Source organism: Dyella sp. C11 (genome assembly GCF_003121485.1).
GTDB lineage: Bacteria > Pseudomonadota > Gammaproteobacteria > Xanthomonadales > Rhodanobacteraceae > Dyella.
The window spans coordinates 115,496-138,119 of the sequence record NZ_QAVX01000012.1; the positions used below are offsets into that span (position 1 = coordinate 115,496).

Annotated in this window: 19 protein-coding genes; 11 read left to right on the forward strand and 8 right to left on the reverse strand. The window is 58.9% G+C overall.

The window, feature by feature from the left end:
- Positions 1-86: 86 nt before the first annotated feature.
- The 7 genes from DK366_RS12880 to tssH form a co-directional block, all read right to left on the reverse strand.
- On the reverse strand, positions 87-686 hold the full coding sequence (locus tag DK366_RS12880) for a DUF2931 family protein (RefSeq protein ID WP_157956523.1): 600 nt from the start codon (positions 684-686) through the stop codon (positions 87-89).
- Positions 687-731: 45 nt separating this feature from the next.
- The gene (locus tag DK366_RS12885) at positions 732-2,660 is read right to left on the reverse strand and encodes a DUF2235 domain-containing protein (RefSeq protein ID WP_198651542.1); all 1,929 of its coding nucleotides are present in this window, start codon (positions 2,658-2,660) and stop codon (positions 732-734) included.
- A gap of 62 nt (positions 2,661-2,722) precedes the next feature.
- Complete coding sequence (locus DK366_RS12890) at positions 2,723-3,454, reverse strand: DUF2931 family protein (RefSeq protein WP_109125961.1); 732 nt, start codon at positions 3,452-3,454, stop codon at positions 2,723-2,725.
- A gap of 5 nt (positions 3,455-3,459) precedes the next feature.
- Positions 3,460-4,917, reverse strand: coding sequence for a type VI secretion system protein TssA (gene tssA / locus DK366_RS12895; protein WP_109125962.1), 1,458 nt, complete (start codon positions 4,915-4,917; stop codon positions 3,460-3,462).
- Positions 4,905-5,606 carry a type VI secretion system-associated protein VasI gene (vasI, locus tag DK366_RS12900; RefSeq protein WP_109125963.1) on the reverse strand — a complete coding sequence of 234 codons (702 nt, stop codon included), beginning with the start codon at positions 5,604-5,606 and terminating at the stop codon, positions 4,905-4,907. The genes tssA and vasI overlap by 13 nt, the downstream gene beginning before the upstream one ends.
- Positions 5,603-7,183, reverse strand: coding sequence for a sigma-54 dependent transcriptional regulator (locus tag DK366_RS12905; RefSeq protein WP_109125964.1), 1,581 nt, complete (start codon positions 7,181-7,183; stop codon positions 5,603-5,605). Before DK366_RS12905 ends, vasI begins: the two co-directional genes overlap by 4 nt.
- Positions 7,184-7,187: 4 nt before the next feature.
- A complete protein-coding gene (tssH, locus tag DK366_RS12910) occupies positions 7,188-9,782 on the reverse strand; it encodes a type VI secretion system ATPase TssH (RefSeq protein ID WP_109125965.1) in 2,595 nt (864 codons plus the stop codon).
- A 460-nt stretch (positions 9,783-10,242) separates the two neighbouring features.
- On the opposite strand from tssH, the gene tssB reads away from it, so the two are divergent.
- The 11 genes from tssB to DK366_RS12965 all read left to right on the forward strand — a co-directional run bounded on the left by tssB (position 10,243) and on the right by DK366_RS12965 (position 21,507).
- Positions 10,243-10,752 carry a type VI secretion system contractile sheath small subunit gene (tssB, locus tag DK366_RS12915; RefSeq protein ID WP_109125966.1) on the forward strand — a complete coding sequence of 170 codons (510 nt, stop codon included), beginning with the start codon at positions 10,243-10,245 and terminating at the stop codon, positions 10,750-10,752.
- A gap of 63 nt (positions 10,753-10,815) precedes the next feature.
- The gene (gene tssC / locus DK366_RS12920; protein ID WP_109125967.1) at positions 10,816-12,297 is read left to right on the forward strand and encodes a type VI secretion system contractile sheath large subunit; all 1,482 of its coding nucleotides are present in this window, start codon (positions 10,816-10,818) and stop codon (positions 12,295-12,297) included.
- Positions 12,298-12,307: 10 nt separating this feature from the next.
- Positions 12,308-12,736: a type VI secretion system baseplate subunit TssE gene (gene tssE / locus DK366_RS12925; RefSeq protein ID WP_109125968.1), complete on the forward strand. Its 429-nt coding sequence runs from the start codon at positions 12,308-12,310 to the stop codon at positions 12,734-12,736.
- Between the two features lie 20 nt (positions 12,737-12,756).
- Entirely contained in the window at positions 12,757-14,523 is a 1,767-nt protein-coding gene (gene tssF, locus DK366_RS12930) for a type VI secretion system baseplate subunit TssF (protein WP_109125969.1), read from the forward strand.
- Positions 14,487-15,506 (forward strand): type VI secretion system baseplate subunit TssG, encoded by a 1,020-nt coding sequence (gene tssG, locus DK366_RS12935; RefSeq protein WP_109125970.1) that lies wholly within the window; start codon positions 14,487-14,489, stop codon positions 15,504-15,506. The genes tssF and tssG overlap by 37 nt, the downstream gene beginning before the upstream one ends.
- Positions 15,503-16,852, forward strand: coding sequence for a type VI secretion system-associated FHA domain protein TagH (tagH, locus tag DK366_RS12940; RefSeq protein ID WP_109125971.1), 1,350 nt, complete (start codon positions 15,503-15,505; stop codon positions 16,850-16,852). Before tssG ends, tagH begins: the two co-directional genes overlap by 4 nt.
- Positions 16,849-17,976 (forward strand): type VI secretion system lipoprotein TssJ, encoded by a 1,128-nt coding sequence (gene tssJ / locus DK366_RS12945; protein WP_109125972.1) that lies wholly within the window; start codon positions 16,849-16,851, stop codon positions 17,974-17,976. Before tagH ends, tssJ begins: the two co-directional genes overlap by 4 nt.
- The gene (gene tssK, locus DK366_RS12950) at positions 17,973-19,310 is read left to right on the forward strand and encodes a type VI secretion system baseplate subunit TssK (RefSeq protein WP_109125973.1); all 1,338 of its coding nucleotides are present in this window, start codon (positions 17,973-17,975) and stop codon (positions 19,308-19,310) included. Before tssJ ends, tssK begins: the two co-directional genes overlap by 4 nt.
- Position 19,311: 1 nt before the next feature.
- Positions 19,312-20,133, forward strand: a complete 822-nt coding sequence (icmH, locus tag DK366_RS12955) for a type IVB secretion system protein IcmH/DotU (RefSeq protein WP_109125974.1) — start codon at positions 19,312-19,314, stop codon at positions 20,131-20,133.
- A gap of 318 nt (positions 20,134-20,451) precedes the next feature.
- Positions 20,452-20,970 (forward strand): Hcp family type VI secretion system effector, encoded by a 519-nt coding sequence (locus DK366_RS12960; protein ID WP_109125975.1) that lies wholly within the window; start codon positions 20,452-20,454, stop codon positions 20,968-20,970.
- 81 nt (positions 20,971-21,051) lie between these two features.
- Complete coding sequence (locus tag DK366_RS12965) at positions 21,052-21,507, forward strand: contractile injection system protein, VgrG/Pvc8 family (RefSeq protein WP_109125976.1); 456 nt, start codon at positions 21,052-21,054, stop codon at positions 21,505-21,507.
- A gap of 66 nt (positions 21,508-21,573) precedes the next feature.
- Here the strand turns inward: DK366_RS12965 and DK366_RS12970 are convergent, their stop codons facing one another.
- Positions 21,574-22,617, reverse strand: coding sequence for a glycosyltransferase family 9 protein (locus DK366_RS12970; protein ID WP_109125977.1), 1,044 nt, complete (start codon positions 22,615-22,617; stop codon positions 21,574-21,576).
- Between the last annotated feature and the right edge of the window lie 7 nt (positions 22,618-22,624).

Consider the following 22,624-nt stretch of genomic DNA (forward strand, 5'->3'; position numbering starts at 1 on the left):
TGGTACGTCGTTAAAAATCAACGTACGGCGTGCTTGGTATCGGCGCTGATGTGTTTGTTAGGCGTCAGGTGTTTTGACAGACGCGATTACCAGCTGTCATAGGGGATGCCATGTTCTTCGATGTATTTTTTGGCTTCGTCGGAGAGGGGATAGGCATAGCCTTTGCCCCAGCCTTGACCAGGCCCCAGCGCTTCTACCTCTGCGTAATCGCGCAAAATTTCTACGCGCGATAAGCTGGTGCCACTAACCCAAACCACGACACGACCGCCTGGCGCTACGCCGATGGCGATGTCATTGCGGCAGGTAGTCTCGCTTTTACCGTTCCACTGGAACGTCTCTTTCTTCACCAAGGCTTGCCGCATAGCCTCGGGCACGGTGAATTGCCAGCTATAGGTCTGCGGCTCGGCCAACGATTGCCAGCGGATAAACACCTCCATAGGAGCGCCGGCACTATCGATGATGGTGCGATCGGCCATCCAGCGACCGTTATCCCACCCCTCGGTTTGCGCCAGTTCGCCAACCACACCTTGTGGAATCTTCACCCAGCGGCCACGGTCGTCTTTGACTTCCAGTGTTTCGACCCACGCTTCCATGTGGTTAGGGGCAACGACGCCCATCGCCCAATGCCCGCAGAAGTTGGGCTTGAACTTCGACGGTGTATCGGCACATGCCGGCAGGCTTGCCACTAGCAGAAGTAGTCCTAGCGAACGCCATCTCATAAGCATCTCTCTTCAATGTCCCGGCTTGGGCAGGAAGGTATTGCGTTTCCGCTCCGGTGCCGGACGCATGGCGTAGAGAAGTTCGGCTCCCCAGGGTTTGCCATCGGGCTTGTGCGGGGTTGGCTTCCACAGCAGGGGATTCCAATGGGCCGACTGATGCAAATAGCGGGTGCGCAGCAAGCGTTCTTCGTCCTTACTCAATACGCCCTTGAGTGCACCACCGCGTCGCGCGTATGCCATCAGTTTTTGATAGATGGGTTGTAGCTCGCTGGGAAGCGACTGTGCCGGAACGTCATCGGGTGATCTGTTGAAAGGCACACCCGCCTCCTGCGCCAAGGTATGCATGATCCGCAACGGAATCAGCTGGTATTCGCCCCGCACATAGCGCTGCAGCACCGCAGCCGCGGTGACGAACAGGCAACGCTCCGGCACCGCGCTGCGTCGGTCGTAGCGACGTGCCTCGCCGGTCCATGTCTGGATAAACAACTTCTGATCGAGCGTGCCATGGGTGGTCTGCGTGTTGCCTGCATCGAGCAGGTCGGTGGGATACCAGCCCTGCTTGTCCATATCGCGCGAGGCACGCCACCAGGCATCGCTGTCGGTAGGCAAGGTGCCCATGGCTTCGGTGCTGGTTTGCGGCTGGCCGAGCAACAGGTGCTCCCAGGCCAGCGACAACGTGTAACCGCCGCCGATATCTGAGTGCACGCCGTGCAGGCGAATCTCCTTGTGCGAACCGGCGTGGTTCAAGGCAAAGTTGTGCCGGCACTCGTCATCGGCAATCAGATGGATCACCCGGTCCGCGCAATCCTTGGGCAGGTAGAGCTTGGCGGGGTCATCCTTGTCGTTGCCGGGGATGCCCATGGCGGCGACGCTCTCGAACAGGCCGATAAAGCGGATCTTCAAATCGTCCTTGGCCGTGCCCCAGGCGGACTTGAGCGGCAGCCCCGCCTCGCGCAGCGCCTTGGCCATGGGGCTTGCCGAGCCCGCGTGGAAAATCAGGTTGGCGAAGTGGCGCGTGGCGGCTGCACCGCGACTGAAACCGAATAGATCGAATTCGATGGCATCGATGATGATGTTGCTGCCAGCGCTGCCGAGCAAAAACGTTCTTATTTCGTCGACTACTTTGAGAATAGCTTCCTCAGCGCGTGCGATGACGCCGGTCGGCCCATAGCCGGTGGCTCCGGACAAAAGGCTGTCTTGATGGTCGGCCAACGTGGCGATGCCTTCGACATAGACATGCCGATATACACATTGGCAACCGTTCTCGGTCGTCGCTTCATCCAGTGTGCGAGTGACTTTATAGAGGTCATACAACCGATGCACATTGGTTTCGTCACCACCGTAGCTGGCGCTGTCTTCCCCCCAGCCCTCTCGCTTGAGGCAGCTCTTGAACATGCTGCCAAGCACATCCGGGTGTTGCTGCAAAGGCGGATTGACCACCAGCGGATCGCAGGCGTCATGCGCGCGGAGGCTATTTGTGAAGTTATTGCCGGTGCCGTCATGGAACACTCCCACGCGTATCACCACATGCACGGCGTCGGCGGTGCGCATCGCCTCGAACGCGACGGAGGAAACGTCGTCCGCATCACCCGTATTGGCTTCGACATGCCTGGCCGCCTGCGTGCGGACGGCATCACCCAGCGGTTGCGTGGGCAGGTCAATATCAGTCAGTCCCGAATCGTCTTCGATCCAGAAATCATCGAACGCACCGATCAACCGTGCGCCACAACCGGTGCGCATGCCTTCCACTGCCGGGGCATAGGCCAGCAAGGGCTTCACCGATTGCACAATCGGAAACACGCCGTTGCACTGCGGGCAATACACCTTATGCCCCAGGCCGGCGACCGCATGGCCCTTATGGCTGGCAATGCCATAGCCTTCGAGCACGCGCCCGCCATGGTCGGTACGCGAACAACAGGTAATGCCTTTACGCTTGGTCATGGGTCGTCCTTGCATGGGAGGCGGGCCGTCAATGGCGGTTCGACGCGTGAAACGGATCGCCATTACCAGCTGTCGTAGGGGATGCCGTGTTCTTCGACGTATTTTTTGGCTTCGTCGGAGAGGCGTACGTAACGCCCCTCGTGTTGCCCTTGGTCGGGCCCCAGCGGCTCCGCCTCGGCTTTGCCTCTCAGAATTTCCATCGGCTCAAAGCCGATACCCACCAGCCACACGATGGTGTGTCCTCCTGGTGCCACACCTAGCGTGATATCGCTGCGACAGCTCATCTGCGTCTGGCCACGCCAGGTGACGCGTTCCTGTTTGACCAGCGCCTGGCGCATGGTTTCCGGTACGGTGAATTGCCAGCTGTACGTCTGCGGTTCGACGAGGGATTGCCAGCGCACGAATACTTCCATGGGAGCTTCTGCCCAGTCGAAACGGGGACCACCACCGCCGCCCTGCAGATTGCTCCAGCCAGCGGCCTGCCCCAACTCGCCCACGACGCCCTGAGGAATCTTTACCCAGCGGCCTTTGGCATCTTTTACTTCCAGGGTTTCTATCCAAGCTTCCATATACCTTGGCGCCACCGCCTCGATGGCCCAGTGGTGGCAAAACGGAACCACGAACCGTTTCGTCTGCGCATCGGCATAAGCGCCCTGGCTGGCGCACGCCGAGGCACACACAAGCAAGAACAACAGAACCAGACGCCGTGCTGCGTCTGTGATGCCTTGGCCGTCCATACGTCCCATCGCATCGATGCGCTGGACGAATGACGATGAACCCGCGATATAAGCCATAAGCCTTACCCCTTGGGCGTCGATTCAAGCAATGCCTGCGCCGGCTGCTGGCGCAGCAGATGCTCGTACAGCGCAGGCTCCCACTGCTCCGCTGGCGTGGTCTGCATGGTGCGCAGCACGCTGGCGTAAAGATCGTCGGCCAACCACGCGAGCCCGCGCGAAGCGAGCAGATCGGCAGCGATGGCGGTGGCGTAGCAACGCTGGCGCGGCGCGGTATGACTGGTCTGCAGCTCTTGCAGGCGGCGCAGCACTACCTCCACGCCCTCGTTGTCCAGCTGGACGACCAGTTCGTCGCGCAAGTCGCCGTACTCCTGCACGGGGCTGCTATGCGCCGTGTCGTCGGCGCCGCTGAGCCAGCCCAGGGTTTCGTGATCGATGAACGGGCGCCCATCGTTGAAGCACAAGTCGGTCAGCGTGGGTATGCGTCGTACGAAGCGCTCGGTGGAAAGGCGGATGGCATCGGCCACTTCCTTCATTTCCAGGCGCGCGGCAATGCTGGCGGCCAGATAGCTGCCGCGTATCCAGTACGGTGAAGACACCACGCTTTTTTCAACCCGCTGCAGCAGCAGGGGATTCACTGCGTTGTTGCGCAGTGCATCTTGATAGCCCTGGGCGATATCGGCCGGCACGCCCATCAGCTCAGTACGCTGCTCGCGTCGCGCGGCGGGTGCGGCGTTCAAGTGTGCCCACAGGGCGAAGCGCCGCAGCTGATAGCCGGTGGGATCGTAGACATCTTGCTGGTTGGCGAACTCAGCCACCGCCAGCAAGGAGCGGCGGTTGTTGCGCTCTTCGCCGAGCTTGAGCGGATCCGTGGAGCTGAAGAACGCCTCGCTGATGGCCGTGCCGCCAGCCTGGCCCTGCGACGGCGCAGGCATAACGGATACGGCTTCAGGGAAACGCGCGGCGTCGGCCTGCTGCTGGAGTTTGGTCAACAATTGGGTCAGGGAGCCGACATCCAGCTGCGCTGCCTCCGCACGCAGCTGCAAGCGCTCCAGCGGGTTTTGCGCGCTGGTCAAGGCTGCTGGGCTGAAGTCGTGCGGGTCAAGCGCAGGCAACGCTTGCGCGAGGCGTTCGAGCCATAGCGTCACCATCTTCCGCTTGGCGAGATGGCCGGTGGGACCGGGCTTGGGATAACCGGTGTCCCAATACTGCTCCACCATGCCGGCCAGCATGCTTGCTGCCTCCGTCCACGAGCGCCAGTTGTGCGCACGCAGGCGGGCCGTCATCAGGTGTCCCGCGATGCGGAAGTGCTTGCACTGGTGTTGCAGGTAGTGGCGCGCCGCGTCATCGATGTACAACCAATCCATGCGCGCTTCGTTCAGGCCACCCAGCTTGACCATCTCCTGATCGATGGCCTGATAGGTTTCGTCTTCTTCGTTGAAATAGCCGGCTGGCTGCTGCGCATCGATGGGCGCCAGCAGGGTGTCGACATCCAGGGCGGGGAAATCCATCACCAGTGACATGCCTCGCGCTGCTGCTTGATAAGCTCATGCAGATCGGAGGCGTCGAAGACGAGCCCATCCAGCGTGGGGAAATCGCTTTTGGTTTGCAGCTGCGCACCGGCGCCCAGCTGCTTGAGCGTGTCGATGGCCACCAGCCCACGACCGGCGTCGGCGATGCTGCCCACCTCCAGCACCTGCCATGCGGCGGCATCCGCTACCGCCTTGCCGTCCAACAGCAGTTGCATGCGCAGTCGATTGTTGGCGATGGGGTGGCCGGCAAGAAGCTGAAGCCGGGTGATGCCCGACAGACAGCTGATGGCCATGACCGGTCCCAACGCCGTGCCGTTGATTGCCGGCGCAGAGATCACGATTTGCATGGCACCGTTGCCGTCGTCGCGAGAACGCGACAACAGGAAACGATGATCTTCCGGCTTGCGCTGGTTCTCGTTGCGTTGAACCAGCTGCACGATGAGCGGCACGGTCGCCACCGTTGCTTGCTCGGCCGAGGCATGCAGGGTTGAACTGGCCGTCATCGCTGGCAGCGTCACCGGTGTACCGGCGACGCTATCGAAGCAGGCAAGCCGCTGTACCGACGAGGTGATTTTGGTGCAGTCAGGCGTTTGGGTGGCCGCGATGCGAGCAGGATCATCGTTGCCATGGCTGCAGGCGGCAGCGCTGAGCAGCAGCAGGCTGGATATGCGTAATTTCATGGGGCATCCGTCTCCCGATCCAGATTCCATTTCTGGCATTTGTGGGCCAGGGTGCGTTTGGGCATGCCGAGGCTCTGCGCTGCCCGGCTACGCGAACCGTTGAGCTGGCGCAGGCGACTGCCAATCATCAGGCGTTCGAAGGCATCCACGGCTTCGGCCAGGCGCGGCATAGCCAACAGCGGGTGCAGCGACGCCTGTTCACCGATGGCTGGCGCGCCGTGCGGAGTCAGCGCATCCACCGGCAGCATCCAGGTTTGCAAGGTATTGAGATCTATCAGCTGACCTGGCGCGGTTTGTTCGGCGGCCGCCATTACCAGGCTGCGAAGCTCGCGCACGTTGCCCGGGAAAGGCTGGTCATGCAGCCACGCTTTTGCCGCAGCGCTGAAGCCCGCCACGTGCGATTGACGCTCTCGGTTGTGCTTCAGCAATACATGCGTGGCGATAGCCTGAATATCGTCAGGGCGCTCGCGCAAGGACGGCAGGTGCAGCGCCTGCTGGCGGATGCGGTAGTAAAGATCCTCGCGGAACTGGCCTTCGCGAATGCGGCGCGGCAATGGCTGATGGGTGGCGCAGATCAAGCGGAAATCAGACTCGCGCTCCTTGGTGGCGCCGACCGGCCGGTACTTTTTCTCGTTGAGTACGCGAAGCAGCACACTCTGCAAGGCCAGCGGCATGTCGCCGATCTCATCGAGAAACAGCGTGCCGCCGTGCGCCTCCGCAACCAGTCCCTGTCGCGCTTGCGTAGCGCCGGTATAGGCGCCCCGCACACTGCCGAACAACTCGGCTTCGATCAGCTCGTTGGGGATAGCTGCGCAGTTGACCGGTACGAACGGGCCGCCGCGCGCGGATGCCTGATGTATCAACCAGGCTGCGTGGTCTTTGCCCGAACCGGTCTCACCGGTAATGAGGATGGACAGGCTGGAATCGGCCAGACGAAGCAAATCGCTGCGGATCTGCTGTGTGAGAGTGCTCTCGCCGACGAATTCGGAAGCGAGCAGGCGGCGGGCACGACTGTCGCCGCGATCGGCCTCCAGCTTGAGACGAACGGTTTGCTCGTAGCGAAAGCTTTCCTCGGCGTTGACCATCTCCGCGAGCCGCGCGAACAAGCTTTCATGCGCGTCGAATAATGCTTGCCAGAGTGCGTCGTTTTGCAGCACGCGTAAGGCCTGCGGCGAGCCGAGAAAGGCCATGACGCCGATCCTTTGCTGTTGGCTGTTATTCAAGGGCACTACCCATAGTGCCCGCGCGCTGGGCCAGTGCTCGCGGAGCGCCTCGAAACCCTCACCGATGCCCACCAGGCAGGTCATGTCATCGACATGGCAGCGCTGCCCGGTGATAAGGCTGTAGACCAGGGGATTGTCCTGCGCGCTCATGTCCAGCGAAGGCATGCCTGCCACCGATCCATTTGCGACGGCCAAGGCGCACAGCTGATCGCCCACACGATTGCGCAGATAGCAACAAGCGCCGAGCAGCCCATGCAGGCGTACGGTCTGAGCCAGAAAAACCTCGGACAATGTCCCGAAGTGCGTCGCCATGGCCATCGATCGAGTGAGCAGGGCTACCGCAAGCGCGTCCATGTCCTCAATCCAGGATGGCCGCGAAGGCCGTGTCGTCCCAGCTCAGCCGGGCTTGAGTGAAGGTTTGCCGAGAAGCCACGCGCTGCAGGACGGCGAGCGAAAGTGGCGGCAACAACTCTCCATCGATGCTGGCGTCCAGCATGCGAGCACCGTTTTCGTGCCGGGTACAGCGTGCCCGCAACTCATTCGTGGCGCTGGTGTCCACCTCAAGCACGGCGCCATAACGCGCAGCGAACTGATCGATTAAACGTTGAAGACGTGCATCGATGATCTCGCTCAGGACGCCATCGCCCAGGTAGCGATAAGGCACGATCTGCATGCGCGCAAGCAACGCAGGCTTGAAGAAGCGCATGATGCGTGAGCGCAGCGTTTCTTCATCCAGATCGCACAACGAACCATCCTGTTGATCGAAGCCGAGATTGGAAGTGAGAAAGAACAGGATGTTCTTGCAATCGATCAGGCGACCTTCGCCGTCGGTGAGCTCACCTTTGTCAAACGCCTGATAGAAGATATTGAGCACTTCCGGATGAGCTTTCTCCACTTCATCCAACAACACCACCGAATAGGGACGCTGACGAATTGCCTCCGTCAGGAGGCCGCCCTCGCCATAACCGACGTAGCCCGGTGGTGAGCCAAGCAACCGCGAGACGGTGTGCTTTTCCTGATATTCGGCCATATTGATGGTGGTGATGAATTGCTTGCCGCCAAACAGAGCGTCGGTCATCGCCAACGCCGTTTCTGTTTTTCCCACACCGCTGGGGCCGACGAGAAGGAACGCTCCAAGCGGCGTGCCCGGCCGCCTCAAATCGGCCATGGCAGTCAGCAAATGCTTGTGCACGCGCTCGATCGCAGTTTGCTGCCCCTTGACCCGCTCACTCAGCAGAGCGGGCAACGAACGCAATCGCTCCATGCGATCGCTGGTCATGGTGTTGGCGGGGATGCCGGTCCAATCAGCAATGACCTGTGCGATCTGCTCTCGACCCACATCCGCGTGGAGCAGCGCTCCGTCGCGCTGCAAGTCGGCCAGCTGGACGACCTTGTCGCGCAATAGAGACTCGTCAGCCCCATCGTTACGATCGTGACGACTGTCGCTTTTGTCGTCCTTCGATCGACGTAGCGCGATAATCTCATCGACGAGTTGCCGCTGCCTTTCCCAAGTCTCGTGAAGCGACTCGATCTGGGCAGCGATGTGACCGTGCTTCGCTTCCAACTTCGCGACAAGTGAGGATTCTACGGATCGCCCAAAGCGAGCATCTCGGCGAAGAATCTCTATTTCCGCGTTGATCTCCTGCTGTGCGTGTTCAAGCGCAGAGAGCCTGCGGGGTGGCTCGGCTTGGGCTGTTGCCACGCGGGCGCAGGCAGTGTCGAGTACATCGATGGCCTTGTCCGGCAACTGGCGCCCAGCGAGATAGCGCGCAGAAAGACCTGCCGCCGCGCGCAGTGCATCGTCGCTGATAACGACGTTGTGTGCTTTCTCATACACGGCGCGCAAGCCGCGGAGAATATGCACCGCCTGCTCCTGGCTGGGCTCGTCCAGCTTGACGAGCTGAAAGCGGCGCGATAAAGCCGGATCTTTCTCGAAATATTTCTTGTATTCGGACCAGGTCGTAGCGGCGATCGTGCGAAGTTCACCGCGGGCCAGCGCGGGCTTGAGAAGATTGGCCGCGTCCGTGCCGCCCGCGGCGTTGCCTGCGCCAATGAGGGTATGCGCCTCGTCGATGAACAGGATGACCGGGTGCGGCGATGCCCTGACCTCGTCGATGACTGCTTTAAGCCGCTTCTCGAATTCGCCCTTGATGGCAGCACCAGCCTGCAAAGCGCCGAGGTCCAGCCCCCAGAGTGCAACTTGGCTCAGCGGCTCGGGCACGCGCTCCTGCGCGATGCGTAGAGCCAGCCCTTCGACCACCGCACTTTTGCCCACGCCCGCATCGCCCACCACGATCGGATTGTTTTTACGACGTCGGGACAGGATGTCGATCATCAGGTCGATTTCGCTGTCGCGGCATAGGACCGGATCGATGCCGCCATCACGCGCTTGTTGGGTGTAGTTGTGGCCATATTTGGTAAGCGCAGAGTCACCGCTTCCCATGGGACCTTCTGGCATCGTTGTCGAGGTGTCCGGGCTTTCGCTCGACTGGGCAAGCAAGCTCGCGAACTGTTTGCGCAGCGACTCGCGATTGATGCCATCCAGCAAACGTATGGCTGCCAGCGGAAGGTAACGCGCAGGGTTGAGCAAAGCGGCGAGTAGCACGCTGCCGCTGCGTATCAGAGGTTGCTCAAGTTCCAGCGAGCCGAGCATCCAGGCCTCCTGAAGCAACTCCACCAGCAAAGGCGAGAACGACGGGTACTGATCGTTACCGCCATGTTGCTCTATGAATGCACAGGACAGTGCCTGTCGCGCAGCGTCGACATCCAGAGCGGCCCGGCGAAGAAGAAGACGGATATCGCTTAGCGGGTTGTCCAGTAGCTTGAACAATACGTGCGGCACGGAGACCTCGGCGCCGCGTTGACTTATGCAGAGGCTGGCGGCCTCTTCAAGGCCGTGTCGGCAGACAGGGTTGAGCCGATCGATAAGCGTCGGTAGATCAATTCTGATCATGCATTAGGACTCGTCCGATGATGTCTCGCCCGCGTCGCCAGATTGGCTGACTTTTGGGGTTATCGCATCGACTACACCCGTGGCGAGCAGACTCGATGGGGGCAAGAACAACGCATTAGAAAAGCACGTTTATCGATACGTTTATGTAGGAAATGACCGAGCAGGATGAGCGATTTCTACTCAACATGAAAAATTACTTAGCCAGTCGATCGTCGCCGAAGATTTGGGATTCGTCCGATTGCCATGACCAATAGATCTTGGATAGCGTGCGTGCCCTGCGTTCCACCATCACACCTATGGCTAGGCAATTTACGAACACCGAAATCATGTCGTATCGGTAGTGCATGCCTTCGATTTGCGTGGCTTCTTTTGCATCTCGGGTGATTCAGCATGTCGCCATGCGAAAGTGGCTGAACCTTATGCGCTTAACTCGTTCTCGCAGTATTCACAGGGAGTTGTCATGGCGAAGAAACCAGGATCCGTCGCACCGCAGGAACGCATCAACATCAAGTACGTTCCGACCACGGGAGATCAGCAAGCGGAGATGGAACTCCCGCTGAAGCTGGTTGTTACCGGCGACTTCAAAGGGCACGGCGAATCGGAAGCACTTGAAGATCGCCAGGCCGTGCAGGTCACCAAAGACACGTTTGATGCAGTGATGGCCGAGGCCAAGCTCAACCTCACGATGGAGGTTCCTTCCGCCCTCAACGACAGCGCTAACGACGACACGCTCAACGTCAACCTTCAGTTCAAGTCGATGAAGGACTTCAGCCCTGACGCGATCGCCAAGCAGGTCCCGGAGCTGAGTAAGTTGCTGGAACTGCGTGAAGCCCTGGTCGCACTCAAAGGCCCGCTGGGCAATGTACCGGCATTCAGAAAACAGCTACAGACTTTGCTCTCTGATGAAACCGCACGGGCCAAGCTGGCCAGGGAACTTCAGTTGGTCCTGGACCAGCCCATTCAGTCCTAGGCAGCTACAGCATTAATTCCGGTTCGCTTGTACCGCATGACATTGCGTCGTTAAGGAAGACTCATGGCACAGAAGAGCACCACAGCGGCCTCGGCCGCTCCCGTTTCGTCGACGTCAGGTTTGCTGGACCAGATCATGGCCCAGACCCGCATTGAACCCAGCCATGAAGGCTACGCCGTCGCCGAACGGGGGGTGGCTGCCTTCATTGCGGAAATGCTGAAGACCGACGAACACGAGCAACCGGTCAATAAGCAGTTAGTTGATCACATGATCGCCGAGCTTGATCATAAAATTAGCCTGCAGATGGACGCCATCCTGCATCACGACGCACTGCAGGAGCTGGAGTCAGCGTGGCGTGGCCTTCGGTTGCTGGTGGATCGCACCGATTTTCGCGAGAACATCAAGATCGAAATTCTCCACGTTACAAAAGATGAGCTGCTGGAGGACTTCGAGGGCGCGGCGGACATCACTCGTAGTGGTCTCTACAAGCATGTCTATACGGCAGGTTATGGGCAGTTCGGTGGACAGCCCACCGCGAGCATCATTGGCAACTCCACGTTCGGCCCATCTTCACCTGACATTAAGCTGCTGAGCTATGTGGCTTCGGTGGGCGCCATGGCGCATGCGCCGTTTATCTCAGCGGCGGGTGCAGAGTTCTTCAACATCAGAAGCTTCCAGGACCTGCCGAATCTGAAGGAAGTGAAGGACATCTTCGACGGTCCACGCTTTGCCAAATGGCGAAGCCTGCGCGAGTCGGAAGACGCGCGCTATCTCGGTTTGACCATGCCCCGCTTCCTGCTGCGACAGCCGTACGATCCGCTGGAGAATCCGGCCCGCACCTTTGTCTATCGTGAAACGATCGATGGTAATCACGACAATTACCTTTGGGGTAACACGGCGTTCTTGATGGCTAGCCGCATCACGGAGAGTTTTGCCAAATATCGCTGGTGCCCGAACATCATCGGTCCCCAGTCCGGTGGCGCAGTGGATGATCTTCCGGTCCACCTCTACGAGTCCTTGGGCCAGCTGCAGGCCAAGATTCCGACGGAAGTACTGGTGTCTGATCGCAAGGAATTCGAGCTCTCCGAAGAGGGCTTTATCCCGCTGACCATGCGCAAGGACAGTGACAACGCCGCGTTCTTCTCCGCCAACTCCGTGCAAAAGCCCAAGGCATTCCCCAAGACTGCGGAGGGCCAGCAGGCGCAGACCAACTACAAATTGGGCACGCAGCTTCCCTACATGTTCATCATCAATCGCCTCGCGCACTACATCAAAGTGCTGCAGCGCGAGCAGATTGGTAGCTGGAAGGAGCGACAGGACCTGGAGCGGGAGCTCAATGGTTGGCTGAAGCAGTACATCGCTGACCAAGAGAACCCGTCGTCGGATGTGCGAAGCCGTCGTCCGCTTCGAGCTGCACGTATCGAAGTGCAGGACGTTTCCGGCAACCCGGGCTGGTATCAGGTTTCGATGGCTGTGCGCCCGCACTTCAAGTACATGGGCGCCAACTTCGAGCTATCGCTGGTGGGTCGACTGGACCGCGAATAGGGGTATCTCGATGCCGCGGTCTCTAGGGCGGGGGAGTCTGTTTGAGCGGTTGGAGCCAGATGCGCCCCCCCAGCGGGTGCGAACCCGGCAGCAGATGGCCGCTGAGCGGATTCTCGCCGTCAAGAGTCATCTGCAGTGGCTGCTTAATGCTCGACAAGGCTGCTCCTTGAGCAGCCCTGATTTGGGTCTCAGCGACTTCAACGATGCTGCCATCGGGAGTGCGGATCTAAGCCTGCGCGTTCGTCTAGATATACAACGGCTTGTCGCCGCCTATGAACCGCGTGTGCAAGTGCTGGGTGTGCGTCTCTGTCCCGATGTGGACCAGCCGCTGGACCTCCACTTCCGGTTGGACTGCGTGATTCCCGTAAACAACGCCGAAGAGCAGGTCGAAATCGATCTTCTCATCCGTCATCAAGATCAGACTGCACGCGTTGACTAGCGTCAAGGAAAGAACGAGCCATGTCGTTACGACACAAGTTTCGCGAGGAGATGGACTATCTTCGCCGGCTCGGTCGCGAGTTCGCCAAGGACAATCCGCAACTGGCGCGGTTTCTGGGCGACGAGGCCGCCGATCCTGACGTGGAACGCCTACTGGAAGGCTTCGCGTTTCTTTCGGCCAAGCTGCGCCTGAAGATCGAAGACGATTTTCCTGAGCTGACGCACTCTCTGCTGCAGTTGTTGTGGCCCAATTACCTGCGCCCGCTTCCCAGTGCGACGATAGTGAAGTTCGATCCGGTAGACCGCGCCATCACGCGACGGCAGGTGATTCCCCGGGGCACACGGATGCTTTCCCGGCCGGTTGACGGTGTGCAGTGTGAGTTTCGCACTTGCACGGATGTTGCGTTATATCCCTTTCATCTTCATGACGTTAGTGACGCACACACACGCGAAAAATCAGTGGTGAGGATCGATCTTTCACCTACATCCGATAACGCACTCAACACTTTTGACTGCGACCAGCTCGATTTCCATCTAAGTGGCGACGATGTTTCGGCCAGGACACTCTATCTCTGGCTGGCCAAGTATTTAAGCGAAATTCGCCTGGAAGTAGATGGCGATCTACACAAGCTTCCTGCTGATCTGATTCGATTTCCCGGGTTTAACCCCGACGAGTCGTTGTTACCTTACCCGAAGAACGTCTTCGATGGTTATCGGATCCTGCAGGAGTACTTTGTTTTTCCGCAGCGATTTCATTTTTTCAGATTAGATCGGCTGCGCTCCGCATGGCCCGCGAAGCCAGCTAAGCACGTTCGATTTGAATTTCATTTTTGGCGGCCGATGCCGACGGACATTCGGCTACGGATGGCGGATATCTCGCTGTACTGTGCGCCAGCGGTCAACTTATTTGAGCATGATGCCGAGCCGATTCACCTCAATGGCCGAGCCGTGGACCAGCGCCTTCAACCGTCAGGCCTGCGAACCGATGCCTACGAAATTTTCAGTGTCGATGCCGCCGACAGCTATCGACGCGAGCCGGACGGTCAAAAAGGCCATCTTTTGCGTACGTTTTACGCGTTCGAGTCGTTGCAACATGAGATTGAACACGCCCGGGGAAGGACGGCGTTGTATTACAGGACGCGTCTTCAGCAATCGATAAACGATGATGGGGTCATTCACCGCATAGCGTTCGTACGCGGCGATGAAACCGCATACATCGGGCAGGGCGAGACCGTATCTTTATCGATGACTTGCACCAATCGGGATCTTCCGTTGGCGCTAGGCGTGGGAGATATCTGTCTTCTGACTCAAACGACACCGATGTACGCCACTTTCAGCAACATCACGCGGCCGACACCATCGTATCGGCCCGTGCTGGATGGTGAGCTGCTGTGGACACTGATCTCGAGCTTGTCGCTCAACTATTTGTCTTTGTTGTCGGCGGCGCCTTTGAAGGCCGTCGTTCGCGCATATGACTTTGCTGCGCTGCACGACATCCAGCATGCCCGGGCAACGCGCAAGCGCCTGGCTGGTGTGAAAAATGCTGTGACGCGACCCGCCGATGCATTGATGAAGGGGCTGCCCATACGCGGTCTCAGCACCCAGTTGACGCTCGACCAGTCAGCGTTTCTTTGCGAGGGCGATCTGTATCTTTTCGGCACGGTGCTAAGTCATTTCTTCGCGTTGTACGCGAGCATTAATGCTTTTCACCAGCTGGATGTCATCAATACCAGCAACAACGAGCGCTACCAATGGCCATGGCAGATCGGCAAACAACCACAGATCTAGCCGACATCCTGCTTGCCGAAGCGAAGAATCATGATTTCTTTCGCTTACTGGAGCTGTTGCATGGCTTGCACGGGGACGACTTGGAGGCGATCGATGCGATCGAGCCCGGGCGTCAGCGTGTGCGTCTAAGCAGCTATGCCGGCTTGGGCTTTCCGGCATCGGATGTCGTGCTGGCTGAGCGCATGCCGTCGCTGGCGAATAGCGACTACCGCGTACAGGCCAGCTTCTTTGGACTTCACGGTCCAGACTCGCCCTTGCCCAGCCACTATCTTGATCGCTTGGCGTATGAGTACGGGCAGGGCGCGGGCATTCGTCCGGCCTTCCTCGATTTCTTTCACCATCGCTTGCTTTCTCTCCTTCATCAGGCGTGGCGAAAGTACCGGTACTACGTTCGCTTTCAGTCCGATGCCAAGGACGGTTTCTCGCGCTACGTATTTGCCTTGATTGGCCTCAATGACGAGGAACTCCGCGGGGCAACGCCCATTCCGTGGGGGCGACTGCTCAGCTACGCCGGGCTCATCGCGAGCCGCAGTCGTTCGCCATCCGTGGTGGCCGGCATCATTGCGCATTGTTTTGATCTGGACACGGTGCGTATTCAGGAGTTCGAGCAACGCAATATGGAAGTGCCCGCGGGTCAGCGGCTGGCGCTGGGCCGGCGCAATGGGACGCTGGGAGACAGCTTCGTCATCGGTGGGCGCGTTCGTACCCGGCACAGCAAATTCACCATCGTTATTCCCGCTCTAAGCCAATCGCGCTTCAGGGAGTTTTTGCCCAGTGGCGACAACTTCAAGGGTTTACGCAAATTGATCGATTTTTTGCTGCGTGATCCTTCCGCCTACGATCTTGAATTGGGTCTGCGGCAGGAAGAAGTGCCGCCATTCAATCTGGGAAAAGAGGGGGGCAGCCATCTTGGCTGGACCAGTTTCGTCGATCAGAAGGGAGCGCGCCAATCCTCCCGTGTTCGAATCAAGGTGCGCCTATGAATGCAGCTGTTGTTCCACGCCACGTGACGCTCGTGGTGAGCAATCCTGACGCCTTGCAGTATGGCAGTTCGCCAAGGCATAGCTTCGATCGCATCGGTGGCACCTTGGGCTGTCGAGGTGCCAACTGGATACTTGTCGATCGTCACGATCGCGTAGAGCCCGTTCACTGCGAAATCTGTCAGGAAGACGGTCATTTCTGCATCGTCGATCGATCTGGTCGGACGCACCTCAATGGAGCCCACGCGCCCTTGGGGCAAGGCGTCGGTGCCCGGTTAAGCGATGGCGACTCCATCCAGGTCGGCCCCTATGACATCGCTGTTCATTTGGGTGATGTCATCGATGCCATGAGCGACCGAGCAACGTCTGCACTGCACGATGAGGACGGGCAGCCATGGAGCCAATTGCAGTGCGATGACACCGAGCTGTGGGCCGCCGATGCTTCATCGCCAGGCACGCTTGAGAGTGACGCAGCGTTTCACGCGCTGGCCGCGCCTGAAAACCCCCGCGCTGATCTCGATCCGCTCCACGCCCTGGAGTTAGCCGAACGCGTGACTGAGCCGACCAGTGCCGCTGCTCTGGATGCAACGCACTACGGCCTAGCCGCGGCCAGCCCACAGGCAGATCTTGGCGCCACACGCTTTGAAGCGTTGGTCGGCGCACCCAAAATTTTATCCGGAGGATCAAGTATGACCAACTCCCGCGCTGAGTCGACACACGCCCAGCAATGGCTTGACGCGCATTCACCGATAGGGGGTGATTCGCGCCAACTGGTGGCCCTTCTCATGGAGGGACTGGGAGTACCCATGGATACCACGGATGCCCAGTCCGCTCACCGTCTGCTGCTGGAAGCGGGACAGACGCTGCAAGCCACACTGACTGGATTGGCGACGCTTCATCGCGCGATGTCCGGCGATGAGAGTCGTTTGTCGCTCATGGGTCGCACTCTACAGCCCATCGAGGATAACCCTTTGCGATTGGGCTTGAACTACGAAGACTCCGTACGTGCGCTGTTTGGCAGCAACCGCAGCATTGTTCACCTGTCGCCCAGTGCGGCCGTGCAAGAGAGTCTTGCGCAGGTCGCGCTCCACCAGGCAGCCATTGTTCAGGCGATTTCTGTCGGTCTCGAAGCGCTGCTTCGTTCCTTTTCGCCCGGCACGCTCTTGCAACGCTTTCAGCGCTACCAGCCCGATCCGGCTCAATCCGCCAGTTCTGACGATTGGGCTTGGCAGATGTATACCCACTATTACAACGAGCTGGCATCAGCGCGCCAGCTAGGCTTTGAAAAGCTGTTTTGGGAGGTGTTCGAGCAAGCGTACGACCGCGCGTTCCGCGCGGAGGCGCAATGAGATTCCCACGTACGGCCTTGTTGCTGGCCAGCATGAGCGTGGCCGGCTGCAGCATGTCCGGGCTCCTGCGAAAGGATCGCGAAGCGCCAACTCAAGTGGCGCTAAGCCTTTACGCAACACCGAACGTCAACCCCAATGCCGACGCGTTACCAGCGGATACATCCGCATCCACCATGCAGACGCCGGATGTAACGACGGTCAAGGTGGATGCCAGCGTGAAAGAAGGTCCTTACCTGGTCAACTTGAGCGGAGGCAGCGAAGCCGAACTCGCCGAGAAGATGATGGCGCTGTTGGACTATCTGCGATCGCCAGACATGGGGGCGGCCGAACCACAAACGTTATTGATATCTCCAAACCGTGGCGCGGCCGCGGTGGTCAATACCGCCGATTCGCAGCTACGCCAGGATGGTTTCGGGGAGGGTAAACCCGTCAGCCGGGTCGCGATGGCTGCCACTTTGGCGCCTTATGTCATTGGCGTGCCATCCAGATTCAGCACGGTTGCTTCCGATGCGACAGCTGTCCTTGCTACCAAGCCCGTACCGGCATCGCCGTTGGCGACAAGTCCGCGCGAGATAAAGCTATCCATCGAATCGCTGCATGAGCAACGCCATGCAACGGTGGTGGATGACCTGCCTGTCCCACTGCGTGGAGGCAGTCAGCGATCAGAATTGAAAGCCCAGGTGGGTAATGCGCCAGCATTGGGACAGTATGCGGACGGCCCAACCGTCCCGCCGTCCGCTGCAGATGATGGAGCTGTCCACATCGACGGCACGCCGATTTTCTTCAAAGTCCTTCAATTGAAGGACGACTCGGTGTTTCTCAATGCCGATCGTGACGTGCTGCAAAACGATCTAAAGAAAGCATTGGGTAGTACGTACGTCGACGACGATGACTACGTACTGCAGCCAAGTCAGTTCAAATACGTCGATTTCAAGAAGATTGACAAGAACGCACGCTACATCGCCGTGCTCGCAAATTTCCATGACCAGGTCAGCTCTACCTGGAAGCAAGTGCTGCGTATTGATCCGGATGGATACAAATATTCGCTGCTACTGCTGTTTCAGGGCAACAAGGTTGTCATCGTTGACGAGAGCTATCACCAGCCTCCAAGGAAGAAATCATGACATCGAGGAATCCCGTCATCTGGAGCGAAGGGTTGTTCGTCAAGCCCCAGCATTTTCAGCAACAGCAGCGTGCACTTGAACATCACGCCAATCAGCGCATAGGCGCCGTCAGCGAGCATCTTTATGGATTCAGTGAGCTGGAGATCAATCAGGAATACCTGAGCTTCGGCAAGATTGCCATTGTCCGCGCGCGCGGCGTCATGCCGGACGGAAGCGTGTTCGATCTTCCCAACGATCAGGCGCCGCCGGTGCCGTTGGCCATCACGGATGCATCCACCGCCAACCAAGTGGTCTACCTCACGTTGCCGATGAAGTCCGACGGTGTGCTCGAGGTGCAGTGGCCCGATTCCTACGCTCAAACACGATATGCGGTGTGTGTCGAAGAGATCAGGGATACTCATAGTCAGGAGGGCGACTATGTTTCCATGGACGTCGCGTCCCTCAATCTTCAGTTGACGCTGGAACGTGATGATCGCAGCGCGTTCACTGGCATTGCCTTGTGCCGTATTCTGGATCGTCGTCCGGATGGTAGCCTGATTCTGGATGAGTCGTTCTATCCGACCAGTCTATCGTTGAATGCCGTGCCGCCGCTCCACCGCTTCTTGAGCGAAACAGCGGCCTTGATGCGTGAGCGCGCCAAAAATATCGCAGAGCGGATCGGTTCGCCAGGCCAATCGGGTGTGGCCGATGTCACGGACTTCAACCTGTTGCAGGTGCTTAATCGCTTGCATCCCTATTTTCTTCACTTGTCGCGGCTGCGGCACGTGCATCCGGAACAGCTCTATGTCGCCTTCAGTCAGGCATGCGGCGAGATGGTGACGTTTACGGATGAAGGTCGGTTACCGGATGAATACCCGGCCTATCAACATGACAATCTCCGCGTTTCGTTTCGCATGCTGGAGGAAACGCTGCGCCGATCACTCAGCACAGTGCTCCAGCCGCGTGCGGTGTCGTTGCCGATCATCCGGCAGCAGTACGGTGTTCTGACTGCGGCAGTGCAAGACCGCAGCCTGATGATCAGTGCAGAGTTCATTCTGGCGGTACGTGCGCGTATGCCTTTGGATAAGCTGCGGCAGCAATTTGTGCAGCAAGCGAAGGTGGCATCCATGGAGAAGCTGGGCGAACTGGTTAACCTGCAATTGCCAGGCATTCCGCTGAGCCCCCTTCCGGTGGCGCCGCGGCATCTGCCATTCCACGCGGGCTTTACCTATTTCCAGCTGGATCGCACGCATCCAAGCTGGCACATGATGCGTGATACAGCCGGCTTCGGATTCCACATCGCCGGTGATTTCCCCGAGCTCGAGTTGCAGTTCTGGGCCATTCGGAGCGAATGATATGAGCGACTCGAATATCGTCTCATCAAGAAGCTTTTTACGCGCCACACCCGCTACAGTCATCTCCGGGAAGCGTGATATTGGCTACGACACCATCGCCTTTATCGACAACGATACGGACCTTGGTTTTCCCCTTCGTGGGCACGGTTACAACCCACTGGTAGATGCCGCGTTGCCACTGTTCGGTGTGGTGATCCGTTTGCGACGCATGGAAAAGTACAGCCATGTCGAAAGCCTGTACGGTGCGGTGCGCGACCAGATCGCCGCAATTGATGAAGAAGTCCGCAAGCATGGCTATGACGGCGCAACGCAGCTTGCCTATCGCTATGCCCTGTGTGCCTTCATTGACGAAGCGGTGATGCAAACGCATTGGGGTTCGCATTCTTCATGGGCGGAGCGCTCGCTTCTAAGTGCCTGCCACCAGGAAACCTGGGGCGGTGAAAAGTTTTTTACGGTGCTTTCCCGCATGCTGATGGACCCCAAGAAATACCGGGATGTATTGGAGCTCAAATATCTGTGCCTTTGTCTTGGTTTCAAAGGCAAATACGGCGTGCAGCACAATCAGGTCGAGGCCCTGCAAGGGATCATAAAGAAATTGCACGGTGCGCTTCGCGATATGCGTGGCCTAGCTCCCGAGCATCTGACGGATGGGCACGATCAGCTCGCCAGTCGGCGTTACAACGTGGGGCGACAGTGGCCGTGGTGGACGCCGTGGTTAGCTGTGCTTGGCACGCTTGCCGTGGTGTATGTGCTGTTTGTCATGAGTTTGCATCACACGACGGATGACGTGCTTCGCTCGCTGGATACGATGCTCAAGCGTTAGTTTTGCTTTGAATTCCGCAAATGAGCAAACGTTTGCCCGGTCGGGCAAATAGTTGCCCGTTTCACATTCAGTGAAATCAGTCGCTTGGTGAGTATCGGGCAACGAGTTGCCCGATACTCGGTGAAACGCAACGAAATTCAATCGTCAGCGCGTAGTTTACGGCGATGACGCACTCGAAGCTCGGGCCGTTTGCTTGATACACCGTCATTTTAAGTGCTTAGACGATGTTGGCATGGCGATTGCTGAGATGTCATATCCATCCGCCAAGGATGGCATCTCGGCCCTGTGGCCGTTCTATTTCGACAAAGGACTTCTGTCATGCCAACACCCGCCTATATCAGCATCAACGGAAAAACCCAGGGGAATATCACCAAGGGTGCTTTCACCGCCGACTCTGTCGGTAACGTCTATGTGGAAGGCCACGAAGATCAGATTCTGGTGCAGGAAATCGAGCACCGTGTGACCACACCGACCGACCCGCAAAGCGGACAGCCCTCGGGCCAGCGCGTGCACAAGCCTCTCGTGTTTACGTGCGCGTTGAACAAGGCTGTCCCGTTGATGTATCAATCGCTGGCCTCTGGTGAAATGCTGCCGAATGTTGATGTGCAGTGGTTCCGCACCTCAGTGGATGGCAAGCAGGAGCACTTCTTTACCACCAGGCTGGAAGACGCCACCATCGTCGACATCACCACCGTGTTGCCGCATGCGCAGGATGCGTCGAAGTCTGACTATACCCAGCTGATTAAGGTCGCCATGGCCTACCGCAAGATCACGTGGACACATTCCATCGCTGGCACCGAGTCCTCGGACGACTGGCGCAAGCCGATGGAAGGCTGAGACTAAACGATGACCACGACCTGCCATGTTGCAGGTCGTGGTGTCGCTGTACTCTCGCACCGTTGAATACCGTGTAAAGGCTTGCAAGGAGGCTCCACGCCGCTTCAATCCGATCTTCGCTTCACCTTCGAACCGGCTAGCGGCCAATCCTTCGAAGTCGTCGAATTCCGACTGGAAGAAGCACTCTCTGAACCGTCCGTGCTCACCCTGGACCTTGCCAGTGCAAATTCCTCTGTGGATTTTGGCGGTTTATTGGATCAGGCAGCGGTATTCACGTTATGGCGCCGTGACGAAGCGGTTCGCATCGTCCATGGCGTCATCAGCGCCTTCGAACAAGGGGAAACCGGTTTTCGCCGTACGCGTTATCGCGCCACCGTGGAGCCATCGCTTGCGCGCTTGGGATTGCGTAGCGATTTGCGCATGTTTCAACAACAAACAGTGCCACAAATTCTGCAAGTCATGCTTAAGCGGTCGGGCATCGTCGGCGTCGATGGCGGCACTCTGGTCGAAGGCGACGTCAGCTGGATGGTTGATTGAATCCGGGCAAAATTGCCGTGTAATGAGTTTGACGGGGAACATCCAGGCCGGGTTTTTCGTTTTGCTTCAAGTGAGCCCCAAATGCGCCGCGCAGGCTTCGAACCTGTCGATCACCTCATCCACGGTGATCAGGTCCATCACGCCCGGTCTTTCGATCTTGGTTCCCCAGGCAATCTCGTTCGCCGGCTTGCCGAGATACTTGAGCGATGCCTCGTTGTATTTGTCGACACACCAGCGGCGGTCGGAATAAGGGCCGGATCGGTTTGGGTTGCTGGCGGCATGCAAGCCCAGCACCTTGCAGCCCACCGAGTTGGCCATGTGCATGGGGCCGGAGTCGGGGGTCAGCAACATCGGTGCGCGTACCAGCATGGCCATCATCTTCTTCAGCGTGTCCTTGCCGGTAAGGTCGAGCGGCGTGCGTTTGCAGGCGGCGAGTACGGCGTCGGCCATGCTGCGTTCGAAGTCGGAAGGGCCGCCGACCAGTGCCACGCGCCAGCCGCGTGCGGCAGCATGATCCATCACGGCGGCGTAGCGTTCGGGTTGCCAGTTGCGCAGTGAATGGCTGGAGGTGGGGCTGACCAGCAACGTGGGTTGATCGCCCGGTAGTTGTTCGGCAGCCCATGCATGCGCTTCTTCCGGAATCGGGATATCCCAGCGCACCTGCGTCTGCTTCAGGCCCAGCGGTTCGCAGAAGCTGCCCATGGCGTCCAGCACGTGCTCGCCGGTGCGCGCAGGAATGCGCTCGCCGATCACCAGTCCGTGACCATCCTTGGCGCGTGCCTTGTCGTAGCCGATGCGTCGATCGGCCTTGATGAAAAGGCTGAGCAGATTCGAGCGAAGGGCCACCTGCATCTGCAAGAGCGCGCCGAAGCGATGTCCCTTGAGTTCATAGCCGATGGCGCGCATGCCGGCGAAGCCTGCGCCCTTGTCGAACGTCACGAAGCGGACACCGGGCAGGTCGCCCACCAGGCGGCGCTCCAGCTTGCCCACGATCCAGGTGAGTTCCGTCTGCGGCCATGCGGCCTGCAGGGTGCGCACCAGCGGAACAACGTGGGTGACGTCGCCGATGGCGGAGGTGCGCAGGATGCAGATCGAGTCGGGAGCGGGCATTAGGCTA